At 44.0% G+C, this 14,121-nt stretch carries 10 protein-coding genes; 2 read left to right on the forward strand and 8 right to left on the reverse strand.

Going from position 1 to position 14,121, the window contains the following annotated elements:
• Position 1 precedes the first annotated feature (1 nt).
• The 5 genes from CSX02_RS01325 to argC all read right to left on the reverse strand — a co-directional run bounded on the left by CSX02_RS01325 (position 2) and on the right by argC (position 4,280).
• Entirely contained in the window at positions 2-553 is a 552-nt protein-coding gene (locus CSX02_RS01325) for a helix-hairpin-helix domain-containing protein (RefSeq protein ID WP_099385340.1), read from the reverse strand.
• 101 nt (positions 554-654) lie between these two features.
• Positions 655-1,854: an aspartate aminotransferase family protein gene (locus CSX02_RS01330; protein ID WP_099385341.1), complete on the reverse strand. Its 1,200-nt coding sequence runs from the start codon at positions 1,852-1,854 to the stop codon at positions 655-657.
• Positions 1,847-2,749: an acetylglutamate kinase gene (argB, locus tag CSX02_RS01335; RefSeq protein WP_099385342.1), complete on the reverse strand. Its 903-nt coding sequence runs from the start codon at positions 2,747-2,749 to the stop codon at positions 1,847-1,849. Before argB ends, CSX02_RS01330 begins: the two co-directional genes overlap by 8 nt.
• Positions 2,750-2,759: 10 nt before the next feature.
• Positions 2,760-3,221: a GNAT family N-acetyltransferase gene (locus CSX02_RS01340; RefSeq protein ID WP_099385343.1), complete on the reverse strand. Its 462-nt coding sequence runs from the start codon at positions 3,219-3,221 to the stop codon at positions 2,760-2,762.
• Between the two features lie 15 nt (positions 3,222-3,236).
• A complete protein-coding gene (argC, locus tag CSX02_RS01345) occupies positions 3,237-4,280 on the reverse strand; it encodes an N-acetyl-gamma-glutamyl-phosphate reductase (RefSeq protein ID WP_099385344.1) in 1,044 nt (347 codons plus the stop codon).
• A 229-nt stretch (positions 4,281-4,509) separates the two neighbouring features.
• Between argC and CSX02_RS01350 the strand changes: the two genes are divergently transcribed.
• The gene (locus tag CSX02_RS01350) at positions 4,510-5,733 is read left to right on the forward strand and encodes an argininosuccinate synthase (RefSeq protein WP_031543080.1); all 1,224 of its coding nucleotides are present in this window, start codon (positions 4,510-4,512) and stop codon (positions 5,731-5,733) included.
• A gap of 64 nt (positions 5,734-5,797) precedes the next feature.
• Here the strand turns inward: CSX02_RS01350 and CSX02_RS01355 are convergent, their stop codons facing one another.
• From CSX02_RS01355 to CSX02_RS01365, 3 genes are all read right to left on the reverse strand, one after another.
• Positions 5,798-6,676 carry a DUF2225 domain-containing protein gene (locus CSX02_RS01355; protein WP_031543078.1) on the reverse strand — a complete coding sequence of 293 codons (879 nt, stop codon included), beginning with the start codon at positions 6,674-6,676 and terminating at the stop codon, positions 5,798-5,800.
• Between the two features lie 26 nt (positions 6,677-6,702).
• Positions 6,703-8,385, reverse strand: coding sequence for a glutamine--tRNA ligase/YqeY domain fusion protein (locus CSX02_RS01360; RefSeq protein ID WP_099385345.1), 1,683 nt, complete (start codon positions 8,383-8,385; stop codon positions 6,703-6,705).
• A 74-nt stretch (positions 8,386-8,459) separates the two neighbouring features.
• Positions 8,460-9,377, reverse strand: a complete 918-nt coding sequence (locus CSX02_RS01365; RefSeq protein WP_099385346.1) for a hypothetical protein — start codon at positions 9,375-9,377, stop codon at positions 8,460-8,462.
• A gap of 181 nt (positions 9,378-9,558) precedes the next feature.
• Between CSX02_RS01365 and CSX02_RS01370 the strand changes: the two genes are divergently transcribed.
• On the forward strand, positions 9,559-13,818 hold the full coding sequence (locus tag CSX02_RS01370) for a 2-hydroxyacyl-CoA dehydratase (protein ID WP_099385347.1): 4,260 nt from the start codon (positions 9,559-9,561) through the stop codon (positions 13,816-13,818).
• Positions 13,819-14,121: the final 303 nt, after the last annotated feature.

Here is a 14,121-nt window from a genome sequence, read left to right on the forward strand (position 1 = left end):
TTTAACTTATTGTAATATAATCTTTCATATTTTGATAAGTCGAATCGCCGATTCCACTTACATTTACAATATCTTCGATGTGCTGAAACTTTCCATTCGCCTCCCGGTATGCAACAATCGCTGCAGCCTTTGTCGCACCAATCCCCGGAATCGTCATCAATTCCGTTGAATCGGCCAGATTGATATTCACTTTCCCGGAATCGGTCGAAACCTGCGATTCGTTCTGTATGAATTCATCTTCTGTCGGAATATAAACTTTTTCGCCATCAAACAACAACTCGGCCTGGTTATAATAGTCCTCTTTTGCATTCTCGCAAAAGCCTCCGGCACAACGAATCAGATCGCAGACGCGCGCATTTTCCGGCATCTCATATACACCCGGCTTTTGTACGGCACCGCAGATGTAGACAAAGATTTTTGTACTCGTTTCTTCAATTACCATTGTCGACTTCTCAGTATCGACATGGTCAAGCACCATCTTCTGTTCCCGGCCGCAACCAATCAATAATAACGAAAAAGCAGCCACAAATGTGACTGTCGAATTCAGTTTCATAAAATACTCCTTCCCGATATGGGGAAGGAGGTTTCATGCCCATCCATATTTTAAATTGTTTTTAAAAATATTACAAGATGTTTTCAAATTTATTTCGGTTTTTATGCAATCTCCATAGAAAGTACGGCAGACAACTTTTCAATCATCTCATCGATGTGCTCTTTTTGGATGACAAGCGGCGGAACCAAACGAATCACATCCGCTCCGGCTGTAATCACAATCAGCCCCTGCTCCAATGCTTTTGCCGCAACTTTACCGACCGGCTTGGTGCATACAAGTCCTTTCATAAAGCCTTTGCCGCGCACCTCGGTAATGCAGTCATACTGCTCCATCAGCCCGTTTAATCTACTATCGAGATAAGCAGACAATTCTTTGACATGATTGCACAAGTCAAGCTGCTCATAGCGATCCATTACCGCAGATACAGCCGCACCCACAAACGGATTTCCACCATAGGTGGTGCCGTGATCTCCCGGTACCAGAGAAGCCTGTGCCACTTTTTCCGTCATCAGAAATGCACCGACCGGCACACCGCAGCCGAGTGCCTTCGCACTGGTCATAATATCCGGACGGATGCCGTAATCCTGCCAAGCAAACATCGAACCGGTTCTGCCCATACCACATTGGATTTCATCAAGAATCAGCAAAATGTCTTTTTCATCACAAAGTTTGCGGATTGCTTTCAGAAAATCCGGATCAGCCGGATAAATACCACCCTCGCCCTGTACGGTCTCCATGATAATGGCGCAGGTATTTTCATTGACCTGTGCTTTGACACTTTCAAAATCATTAAAGGTCGCAAATTTCACGCCGCCCATCAATGGTTCAAATGCCTCGCGGTAATGCGCATTCCCAGTTACGGAGAGTGCACCGATGCTACGTCCGTGGAAAGAATGTTCCATGGCGATAATTTCATGCCCTGCATGTCCGGTTTTGGTATAGGCATATTTTTTTGCAGCCTTTAATGCGCCCTCAATGGCTTCCGTTCCGCTGTTGGTAAAAAATACGCGATCCATTTGCGCCGCCTTCAGAAGTTTCTCCGCGGCTTTTGCAATCGGTGGATTGTAATACAAATTGGATGTGTGCAAAACTGCATCCACCTGATTTTTCAGCGCATTTTTGTAATACTCGTCACTGTATCCCAGAGAATTGACCGCAATCCCGGCAGCAAAATCCAAGTATTTCTTACCTTCGCAATCATACAGATAGACACCCTCTCCATGATCAATCACGAGTGGAAACCGATTATAGGTATGAAGCAAATTTGCTTCCGCAATGTTCATATACTCCTGACTACTCATGATAAAAACGATCCTCCTTATCTCCTAAAATCGCAGTTCCGATTCCTTTATTGGTAAAGATTTCCAGCAACAGACAATGCGCAATCCGTCCGTCGAGAATATGTACGCGCGATACTCCATTGTCAATCGCATCAATGCAATTGGAAAGTTTCGGCAGCATTCCACCTCCGATATATCCGCTCTCGATTAATTCGCGGGCCTCAGATGCAGTCAGTTCCGAAATCAGAGAATTCGGATCGTCAAAATCTTTGTAAACACCTGCGATATCAGTCAAAAATGCCAATTTCTCCGCATTGACTGCACGTGCAATTGCACATGCCGCATCGTCGGCATTGATATTATAAGTCTCATAATTGCTGTCCATTCCGATTGGGCATACAATCGGCAAAAAGTCCTTTTCGAGCAAATCATACAGAATTTGCGGATTGACCTCATTGATTTCACCGACAAATCCGATGTCCTGTCCATCCGAATATTTCTTTGTCACCTTCAATAAACCGCCGTCTTTTCCGCTGATTCCGATTGCATTGACACCGAGCTCCTGTACGAGCTTTACCAGAGATTTATTGACTTTGTTTAATACCATTTCCGCAACTTCCATGGTTGCTGCATCTGTCTTGCGCAAACCGTTGACAAATTCAGGCTCCATTCCGACTTTGCCGACCCATTTGCTGATTTCTTTTCCGCCGCCATGTACAATAATCGGCTTAAATCCAACCAGTTTCAGCAAAGTGCAGTCTTCAATCACCTGCTTTTTTAAATTTTCATCGACCATGGCCGATCCACCATATTTGACCACAATGATTTTGCGGTTAAATCTCTGTATATAAGGTAATGCTTCAATGAGCACCTGTGCTTTTGCCATTGCCTGTTCCTGCATGATTTGTTCTGTCATTTTTATCCTCCTATGAATTAAAGCGGGTAATATTCGCTTCGTTCAATGTAAAATCGTAATAATTCAAATCTTCCCGAAAAGTCCAACCTGCATCCTTCCAAAAACGGTTGCCGAGTGCATTGGATTTAAATGCAATCAGGCTGACTTTGTTAATACCTTCTTCCTGCAAAGCCTTCATGCAAAAGACTGCCATGGCTTTTCCGATTCCATGCTTCCGGTATTGCTCATCAACACAGACATGATACATACAGCCGCGTCGGCCATCATGCCCACACAGGATTGCGCCGACGATCTGCTGATTCACAACTGCAACCACACTCGTAGACGGATTGCGTTTCAGAAAACGTGTCACGCCCTCCTTCGAATCATCAATGGAGCGGATTCCAAACCCATGAATACTCATCCAAAGATGATAAACCTGATCATAATCTTCTTCTTTCATCACGCGAAGCGTATATTTTATTTCCGACATCTAAGATCATACCTCTTACGGGAAGCACGGTACCAGATTCAATCCGGTGGCCTCCTCCAAACCAAACAACAGATTCATATTTTGTACAGCCTGTCCTGCCGCACCTTTGACAAGATTGTCCAGCGCACCCATCATAACGATGCGATTCGTGCGTTCATCAATAACAAAATTGACATCCACATAATTGCTTCCTTCCACCCATTTGGTCTCCGGGCAAACGCCCTGCGGGAGCACACGAACAAATTTTTCATCTTTATAATAGCGGTCATAAACAGCCTTTACTTCTTCATAAGTAACCTTTTTCATCAGAGATGCATATTCTGTCACCAGAATTCCGCGGTTCATCGGAACCAAATGCGGTGTAAAATTAATTGTCATCTCATGACCGGCCGCATAGCCGAGCTGTTCTTCGATTTCCGGTGTATGACGATGAGAAGTCACGCCGTATGCTTTGATATTTTCATTGACTTCACAGAACAGATTCGGGGTCTTTGCACCTCTTCCGGCTCCGGAAGTACCACTCTTTGCATCGACGATTAAGGTAGACGGATCAATCAGGCCTTCTTTTACCAATGGATAAGCCGTCAAAATGGAACAGGTTGTATAACAACCAGGATTTGCAATCAGTCTGGTCTGCTCATTGATCAGATTACGATTGATTTCACACAATCCATAGACAGCCTCCTGAATAAACTGAGGACTTTTATGTGTAATTCCATACCACTTTTCGTATACCGACACATCTTTGATTCGATAGTCTGCAGACAAATCCACAATCTTCGTCTTTTGCAAAATTTCTTCTGTCAGCACGCCTGCCAGATATCCCTGCGGTGTCGCAGTAAAGATCACATCCACCTGATCGGCAAGTGCTTCCATATTATCATCCATACAGCTTGCATCTACCAATTCAAAAAAGTTTCTGTAAATATCCGCAAAATTTTGATCAATATAACTTCTTGATCCATACCATTTAATTTCTGCCTGAGGATGGTTAAGCAAAAGGCGAACCAGTTCTGCTCCGGCGTATCCTGTCGCGCCAATAATTCCAACTTTAATCATATGTCTGCTCCTACTCTTTTTCTTCGATAAAAAATGATATTATCGCTTTTATAAACATAATAGTACAGCGCTTTATTTTAGTAAAGTTAAATTTTATACAAAAATCATAGTTATTATTCAAACAAACTGTATATTTTTTCGCTTGCAAGTCAAAAAAAGATATTGTATAGTAACTACAGTGTGATGCTTTAAACAAATAAAGATATTAATTTAAGAAAGGAATCTGTATATGAAGGAAAAGGTTGTTTTGGCATATTCCGGTGGACTTGACACCACCGCAATCATCCCATGGTTAAAAGAAACTTATAATTACGATGTCATCTGCTGCTGTGTAGACTGCGGCCAGGAAGAAGAACTCGATGGTTTGGATGAGCGTGCGAAGTATTCCGGCGCCACCAAATTATATATAGAAGATATCGTAGATGAATTTTGTGATGATTATATTGTTCCATGCGTGCAGGCGGGTGCAGTATATGAGCACAAATATCTGCTCGGCACTTCCATGGCTCGTCCGGGAATTGCAAAGAAGCTGGTGGAAATTGCCCGCAAAGAAGGTGCTGTTGCAATCTGCCACGGTGCTACCGGTAAAGGAAACGACCAGATTCGTTTTGAGCTCGGAATCAAGGCACTCGCTCCTGATATCAAAGTTATCGCTCCTTGGCGTCAGGACAATTGGAATATGGATTCCCGTGAAGCAGAAATTGAATATTGTAAAAAGCATGGTATTGATCTGCCATTCGGAACCGATTCCAGCTACAGCCGCGATCGTAACCTGTGGCATATTTCTCACGAAGGACTTGAACTCGAGGATCCTTCTCTTGAACCAAACTACGATCATCTCCTCGTATTGTCTGTTTCTCCGGAGAAAGCACCGGATGAACCTGAATATGTAACCATGACCTTCGAAAAAGGTGTACCGAAGTCAGTCAACGGAAAGGAAATGAAAGTATCCGATATCATCCGTGAATTAAACCGTCTCGGCGGCAAGCATGGAATCGGAATCATCGATATCGTAGAAAACCGCGTGGTTGGTATGAAGAGCCGTGGCGTATATGAGACACCGGGCGGAACAATTCTGATGGAAGCACATGATCAGTTGGAGGAACTGTGTCTCGATCGCGCTACCATGGAAATGAAAAAAGAAATCGGAAACAAGCTTGCGCAGGTCGTATACGAAGGCAAATGGTTCACTCCTCTTCGTGAAGCGCTCCAGGCATTCGTGGAATCCACTCAGGAATATGTGACCGGCGAAGTCAAATTCAAGCTTTACAAAGGAAATATCATCAAGGCCGGAACCACATCACCATATTCATTATACAGTGATTCCCTTGCCTCCTTCACCACCGGTGACCAGTATGATCATCATGATGCAGACGGATTCATCACCTTATTCGGGCTCCCATTAAAGGTTCGCGCAATGATGCTTCAGAATACCAAGGATTTGAAAAAATAATATTGCAAATAAAAAGAACGGATGAATCACATCCGTTCTTTTTTATTTAAATATAAAATCAGATTTATTTACCGGCACGAATTGCATTAACCAATTCATCTTTCAGGTCGCGTGCCTTATTCTTGACATTGTTTCCTGCTGTCTGGGATACCAGAATGTTGGCAACCAGTCTTGAACTCTCGGTATATTTCTTGAGCTTGAATGCCATCTGTGCAAGCAGATATTCCACTGTGGACTGATCCATACCACAGATTGGAGTATTTTCCGTGCTCAGCGCCTTTGTCATTCCATCATAGGCCTGCTCATAGAATTTGTTCTCTTCCGCACGCGCCGCTGCAATTGCAGCCTCATCCTTGTTCTCTGCAGCTTCGAGTTCTTCGGCTTTTCCTCTCATCAACCAGGAAATCTTCAGACAGGTATATGCCTTTTCACTGGTCTTTGCATTCTTGACCATTGCATTAAACAATGCGAGCTTATATCGCTCCACAGCCTCATCATAGGTATAGGTTTCCGGAAGCGCCGGTGCCTCATTGATATATTTCGTCAACTTGGCACAAACGCCTTCCTGCAGTGCTTTTCTCTGAATGCTGGTGAGATTCTCCCCAGGGAAGAATCTGCTGATTGCAGTATATCCGCAGAATGGGCAGGAGTCCACATCATATTTGGTCGGATCGACATATTCATAGCGTGGACGCAAATCCGGATCAGCTCCGAGTCTGCGTGCTCTCGCACTCTTGATATTTTTGGTCTTAAAAACCTTTTCACACATCGGGCAGCGAATCGATTTCTCCAATAGGAATTCTGTCTCCTTCGGAGTATTGTCAACCGGCGCAGCCGTTTCTTCCTGCTTTACCGGTTCTTTCTTTTCTTCCGCAAACAAATTGTCCATACCGGACACATCCAAACCAAGTTTCTCTAATCCGGATAATAAATTATCACTCATATTATAACCCAGCCTTTCTATCCTTTTTAAGCATTCGGTAATTTAAAAGAGCTCTTCAAAGAGACAATGCGATTAAATACCGGTGCATTTTCTTTTGAATCTTTGCAATCCACACAGAAAAAGCCGTTGCGGACAAACTGATAGCTGTCAAATGCTTTTCCTTCTGTTAAAGCAGGCTCAACAACAGCATCTTCCAATACGGTAAGGGAATTCGGATTAACATTGACACTGCCGTCTTCCGGATTGTAAACACCCTTTTCCTCATCGACAAGATTCTCATACAGACGAACAGTTACGCGTTTGCCGTATTCTGCGGATACCCAGTGAATGGTTCCTTTTACTTTGCGACCATCCGGGCTGTTACCACCCTTGGAAGCCGGATCGTAAGTACAATGTACAACCGTCACATTGCCGTTTTCGTCCTTTTCAAAGCTTTCGCATTTTACAAAATATGCATTCATCAGGCGCACTTCATTCCCAGGGAACATGCGGAAATATTTCTTTGGCGGTTCCTCCATGAAATCGTCCTGCTCAATATAAAGTTCTCTTGTAAATGGCACTTTACGCTTGCCAAGTTCCGGATTCTCGAGATTGTTGTCCACCTCAACGTATTCCACTTCTCCTTCCGGGAAGTTGTCGATTACGACTTTCAGCGGTCTGGTAACTGCCATCATACGAGGCACTTTCATTTTGAGGTCCTCGCGGATGCAATATTCAAGCATTGCATAATCCACAGAACTGTTGGCCTTTGAAACGCCGCAAAGCTCTACGAATTTCTGGATGGATTCCGGTGTGTAACCGCGGCGACGAAGCGCTGCAATGCTGACCAGACGAGGATCATCCCACCCGTCAACAATTCCGTCTTCTACCAGCTTTTTGATATATCTCTTTCCGGTTACCACATTGGTCAGATATAATTTTGCAAATTCGATCTGCTTTGGTGCCTCTTCCGGAGTATTCTTGAATCCACAGTTGATGACAACCCAATCGTAAAGCGGTCTGTGGTCTTCAAATTCCAGTGTACAAATCGAATGGGTAATTCCCTCAATCGCATCCTCAATCGGATGGGCAAAATCATACATCGGATAGATGCACCACTTGTCACCGGTATTATGATGTGTCATATGGGCAACACGATACAGAATCGGATCACGCATATTGATATTCGAAGAAGTCATATCAATTCTGGCACGCAATACCTTTGAGCCATCCTCAAACTCACCGTTCTTCATGCCTTCGAACAACTTTAAGTTCTCTTCTACCGAACGGCTTGCATAAGGGTCTTCCTTGCCAGGCTCGGTTAAAGTACCGCGATATTCACGGATTTCATCCGCGGTCAGATCGGATACATAAGCTTTCTGATCCTTAATCAATTTGATTGCGCACTCATACATTTTTTCAAAATAATCGGAAGCAAAGAACAAATCTTCACCCCAGTCCGCACCAAGCCACTGTACATCCGCTTTAATCGAATCAACGAATTCGGTTTTTTCCTTGGTCGGGTTTGTATCATCAAAACGGAAATGGAAGTTTCCACCATATTCTTTTGATAATCCATAATTCAAAAGAATACTTTTCGCATGTCCAATGTGCAGATAACCGTTTGGTTCCGGAGGGAAACGTGTAATTACCTTTTCACACCGTCCTTCTGCGATATCTTTTTCGATAATGTTCTCGATAAAATTCTTTGAGACCACTTCGTTTTCCATAAAAAAATTCTCCTTTTCCCTGCGACTTCTATCGCATAACTATTATAAAATTATAATTTCAATCATGATTGATGTCAATGATGGACATGCGTAAACAGATGCTCATTGCAATATTCATAACCGCCCGGGCATTTCGAGCAATAACGGAATTCCAATTCCGGATTTGTGATATCCGTGCGTCCGCAGACAGCACACTTATGGCGCGCAATATTGCTTCCCGGTCTCGGCTCTGCCGCACGGAACTGCTGTTGGAATTCGCGCTGACGTTTCTTGTGCTTGCGTGACACATGATTCTTGGAAGCCAGATAAAAGACCAGCAGATTCAACAGTGCAAAAAATACACTGGCTGTCGCCGAAAAGGCACCCATCACCAATACGCTGGTCGGAAGCAACGACGATTGCAGAATAATATAAAAAATTCTGCCAACCTCATAAACCAATTCAGCAATCAAAAGCCAAAACATCCACTTCATACGCATCGGCAAAATAAACCACAGACGCACTTCCGCATCCGGATACATCAAAGCCATCTGCATCAAAATGGTGAGAATCAAATAATAAGTCGTCAATGCCGGAGAAAAACCAAATCCGACCATTCCCATCAAAGAAGGGTTCAATCCGTTTGCCGCAAGTACCAATCCGGATACGAAATAAAAAACGACCCCCAGAATATCGCTCAAAACAATCCCGCCAATCACAAAGACCGAGATGCGGAATGTACCAAGCATCATTTCAAGGCTTCGTCCCCAGCTGGCAGCGCACAGCAAAAAAATAACCATCGTAAATGCAGATCCATTTGACGGAATTAAAATCCATGAAAACAGTCTCCAGATTTCTCCGTGTAATATATGATAAACATCAAATTCACAATAATACAATACAGGCGATCCCTGCAGGAAATAGCCAATGGCATTGGCAAGCACCAGATACAATGTAATATTACGAATTCCAAAACGCGGATATTTCCGCTCTAATTTATCCAACCAGTTCATGGGATATCTTTCCTCTCTTTTTCAGATATGATTCTATGAAAACTATATTGATTTTGTGAAAAAATGTCAACGAGCAAGCTCGTAATTTAGGAATTCTTTATATTTGAATCATTGTTTTTTCCTATTTTAAGCTTTATAATAATGTAAGTTGCGCATTTACACGCACAAGGAGGTTAGGAACATGAATTTGGAAAATTTGTTTAAGCTTGGAATTGACATCGGCTCGACAACTGTAAAGGTTGCTCTGCTGGATGCAAACGACAAACTTTTATTTTCCGATTATAAAAGACATTATGCCAATATCCAGGAGACATTGTCTTCTCTTCTCGAGGATGCCATGTCAAAAGCCGGCGATTGCAATGTATCCGCAATGATTACCGGTTCAGGCGGACTGACACTCGCAAAGCATCTGGAAGTCCCATTTGTCCAGGAGGTCATTGCAGTATCAACAGCACTGCAGCATTACGCCCCTCAGACAGATGTTGCAATCGAGCTCGGTGGAGAAGATGCCAAAATCATCTATTTTGAGAATGGCAATGTGGAACAGCGTATGAACGGAATCTGTGCCGGCGGTACAGGTTCATTTATCGACCAGATGGCTGCGCTGATTCAGACAGATGCTCCGGGATTAAATGAATATGCCAAGGAATATCAGGCAATCTATCCGATTGCAGCCCGTTGTGGTGTATTTGCAAAGACGGATATTCAGCCGCTCATCAATGAAGGTGCGACACGTGAAGACCTTTCTGCTTCCATTTTCCAGGCGGTGGTGAACCAGACTATTTCCGGCCTTGCATGTGGAAAGCCGATTCGCGGTCATGTGGCATTCCTCGGTGGACCGCTGCACTTCCTTTCTGAGCTGAAAGCTGCATTTATCCGCACTCTGAATCTGGATCAGGAACATGCCATTACCCCTGAGAATTCGCATCTGTTTGCGGCAATCGGATCTGCTTTGAATTATAAGGAAGAATCCGCCACAACACTTGCATCTCTTGTTGACCGTCTGAGTCACGGCATCAAAATGGAATTCGAAGTGGCGCGAATGGAACCGCTCTTTGCCACCCAGGAAGAATATGATGAATTTACCGAACGTCATGGCAATCATCATGTAGAAACTGCAGAGCTTGCAGATTATGAAGGCAATTGCTATCTCGGAATCGATGCCGGTTCTACGACCACAAAGATTGCTTTGGTTTCTGAAGAAGGAAAATTATTATACTCCTTCTATTCCAACAACAACGGAAGTCCGCTTGCCACAGCAATTCGTTCGATTCAGGAGATTTATTCTCTGCTTCCTGAGAATGCAAAAATTGTACACTCCTGCTCCACCGGATATGGTGAAGCATTATTAAAGGCCGCCTTAATGCTCGATGAGGGTGAGGTAGAAACGGTTGCACATTATTATGCCGCTGCCTTCTTCGATCCGAAGGTAGACTGTATCCTCGACATCGGCGGTCAGGATATGAAATGTATCAAGATTAAGAACCAGACCGTTGACTCCGTTCAGTTGAACGAGGCATGTTCTTCCGGTTGCGGTTCCTTCATCGAAACATTTGCGAAGTCCTTAAATTACAGTGTTCAGGATTTTGCAAAAGAAGCTTTGTTTGCACAACATCCGATTGACCTTGGTACCCGCTGTACCGTATTTATGAATTCCAAAGTAAAGCAGGCACAAAAAGAAGGCGCAAGCGTTGCGGATATTTCATCCGGTCTTGCATATTCCGTTATCAAAAACGCTTTATTTAAGGTAATCAAGCTCTCCGATGCAAAAGAACTCGGCGAGAATATCGTAGTACAGGGTGGAACCTTCTACAACGATGCGGTATTGCGCAGTTTTGAAAAAATTGCGGGCGTACACGCAACCCGTCCGGATATCGCCGGAATCATGGGTGCGTTTGGCGCTGCTCTCATCGCCAAAGAGCGCTATGCGGAAAATCCGCAGACTACGATGCTCTCCATTGAGCAGATCAATGCTTTGACCTATACCACCAAACTTGCACGTTGTCAGGGATGTACCAACCACTGTCTCCTGACCATCAACCGTTTCTCAGATAATCGTCAGTATATTACCGGAAACCGTTGTGAACGCGGTCTTGGGAAAGAAAAGAACAAAGAAAAGATTCCAAATTTATATGAATATAAAAACAAGCGTATCTTTGACTATGAACCGCTTCCGATTGAGAAGGCAGTGCGCGGAACCGTTGGTATCCCGCGTGTACTGAATATGTACGAGAACTATCCGTTCTGGGCTGTTTTCTTTAAGAAGCTCGGATTCCATGTGGAGCTCTCTCCGCAGTCAACGCGTAAGGTTTATGAAATGGGTATCGAATCCATTCCAAGTGAATCGGAATGTTATCCGGCCAAGTTGGCACACGGACATATCTCATGGCTGATTCAGCATGATGTCGATTTTATCTTCTATCCTGCGATTCCGTATGAGCGAAATGAATTTCCGGATGCCGGCAACCATTTCAACTGTCCGATTGTCACCTCTTATTCTGAAAACATCAAGAATAATGTGGATGAAATCACAAGCGGACAGATGCGTTTTCTGAATCCGTTCCTCGCATTTACCGACGAGGAAGTATTGTCCAAGGAACTTGTAAGCTGCTTTACCAGGGAATTTGACATTCCTGAATCAGAAATCCGCGATGCGGTTTCCGAAGGATGGAAAGAACTGGCCATGGTACGCCGCGAAATCATGCAAAAAGGCGAAGAAGTCTTACAATATATGAAAGAAACCGGCCGTCACGGAATTGTCCTTGCAGGCCGTCCATACCATGTTGATCCGGAAATCAACCATGGTATTCCGGATATGATCAATTCCTATGGCATGTGTGTTCTGACGGAAGATTCCATTTCCCATCTCGGCAACCTCGAACGCCCTCTGATGGTAATGGACCAGTGGATGTATCATACCCGTCTCTATTCCGCAGCCAACTATGTCAAGACCCGCGATGACCTGGATTTGATTCAACTCAATTCATTCGGTTGCGGTGTTGATGCCGTTACCGTAGACGCGGTATCCGATATTTTGACCAAATCAGGAAAGATTTATACCTGCCTGAAGATTGATGAAGTAAACAACCTCGGAGCAGCACGTATTCGTATCCGCTCCCTGATTGCAGCACTTCGCGTAAAGCAAAAGAAAAATGAAACCCGCACTCTGACCAGTTCAAAGTATGAACGTGTTGTCTTCACAGAAGAAATGCGCCAGAATTATACGATTATCTGTCCTCAGATGTCGCCGATTCACTTTGATATGCTGGTTCCGGCCTTCCGTGCTGCAGGATACAATCTTGTCATTCCGGATGTCCCGGCCAAAGAATGCGTGGATATCGGATTGAAATATGTCAATAATGATGCCTGCTATCCATCCCTGATTGTAGTCGGCCAATTGATGAGTGCTGTCCTCTCCGGCGAGTATGATATGAGCAAGACTGCTCTTTTGATTTCACAGACCGGTGGTGGATGCCGTGCAACCAATTACATCAATTTCATCCGTCGTGCCCTGATCAAAGCCGGCTATCCGGATGTGCCTGTCATCTCCATCAACATGGTTGGTCTGGAAAAGAATCCGGGCTTTAAGCTGACACCAAGTCTGATTCAGCATGGTCTGTATGCATTGGAATTCGGTGATATTTTCCTGCGCTGTCTCCTTCGTATGCGTCCATACGAATTGGTCAAAGGATCAGCAGATGCATTACACGAAAAATGGAAAGCAAGATGTATTGATTTTGTCGGCAATACCAAAATGCTCTCTCATCGCAAATTCAAAAAGATGTGTCGTGAAATGATTCGCGATTTTGATAATCTGCCGATTGATGAGACCTTAAAGAAACCTCGTGTCGGAATCGTAGGCGAAATCCTTGTTAAATTCCTTCCGGCAGCAAACAATTACGCCGCAGATCTTGTGGAATCCGAAGGCGCTGAGGCAGTTGTTCCGGATTTGACCGACTTCCTGCTTTACAGCTGTTATAATCAAAACTTCCAGGCTGATCACCTGGGTGCTGCCAAAAAGGTAAAACGCAGAAATAACCGCATTATTAAATTCTTCGAGTGGCTGCGCAAGGCTGCACGCGATGAGCTGACAAAGAGTAAGCACTTCTATCCGACTTCTCACATCGAAGATTTGGCGAAGCAGGCTGAACATATCGTTTCAATCGGTAACCAGACCGGTGAAGGATGGTTCCTGACCGGAGAAATGCTTGAACTGATTGAGCAGGATGCTCCGAATATCATCTGTGCTCAGCCATTTGGCTGTCTGCCGAATCACATTGTCGGTAAGGGTGTTATCAAAGAGATTCGCCGTGAACATCCGGAATCCAATATCGTTGCAATCGATTACGATCCGGGTGCTTCGGAAGTCAATCAGTTAAACCGCATTAAACTGATGCTTTCTACTGCCATGAAGCGTATGCAAAAACAGCAACAACAATAAACAAAAATGGAGATGCAATGTTGCATCTCCATTTTTTTACCATTCACAGTCTATATTGTTTTATCCATCCTCAGTCCATGCCCCGGTGCCCCTTCACAATTTTGCGAATATTTTATGTTTTCAATATGCAAAAAGTGAGCATTACCCATGTGTCTTTTGGTGAATGAACGATTTTGAAAAAGGTTTATGTAGTGGCGGACACCTAATTTATGGATATTATGTACTTCTCCGTCTAAGGGATCTCCGGGTTCAGACTCCGTTTGCCAAGTGAAATGACAAAATGAGTTTTGTGTTTATAGGCAC

Origin of the sequence: Agathobacter ruminis (assembly GCF_002735305.1) — a bacterium.
Taxonomy (GTDB): Bacteria; Bacillota; Clostridia; order Lachnospirales; family Lachnospiraceae; genus Roseburia; species Roseburia ruminis.

Coding starts and splice junctions, on each gene's coding strand:
- argC (WP_099385344.1), bottom strand. CDS start 4,280: ATGATTAAAGTTGGAATTATTGGCGCGACAGGATACGCCGGAGCAGAA.
- CSX02_RS01340 (WP_099385343.1), bottom strand. CDS start 3,221: ATGTCGGAAATAAAATATACGCTTCGCGTGATGAAAGAAGAAGATTAT.
- argB (WP_099385342.1), bottom strand. CDS start 2,749: ATGACAGAACAAATCATGCAGGAACAGGCAATGGCAAAAGCACAGGTG.
- CSX02_RS01330 (WP_099385341.1), bottom strand. CDS start 1,854: ATGAGTAGTCAGGAGTATATGAACATTGCGGAAGCAAATTTGCTTCAT.
- CSX02_RS01325 (WP_099385340.1), bottom strand. CDS start 553: ATGAAACTGAATTCGACAGTCACATTTGTGGCTGCTTTTTCGTTATTA.
- CSX02_RS01350 (WP_031543080.1), top strand. CDS start 4,510: ATGAAGGAAAAGGTTGTTTTGGCATATTCCGGTGGACTTGACACCACC.
- CSX02_RS01365 (WP_099385346.1), bottom strand. CDS start 9,377: ATGAACTGGTTGGATAAATTAGAGCGGAAATATCCGCGTTTTGGAATT.
- CSX02_RS01370 (WP_099385347.1), top strand. CDS start 9,559: ATGAATTTGGAAAATTTGTTTAAGCTTGGAATTGACATCGGCTCGACA.
- CSX02_RS01360 (WP_099385345.1), bottom strand. CDS start 8,385: ATGGAAAACGAAGTGGTCTCAAAGAATTTTATCGAGAACATTATCGAA.
- CSX02_RS01355 (WP_031543078.1), bottom strand. CDS start 6,676: ATGAGTGATAATTTATTATCCGGATTAGAGAAACTTGGTTTGGATGTG.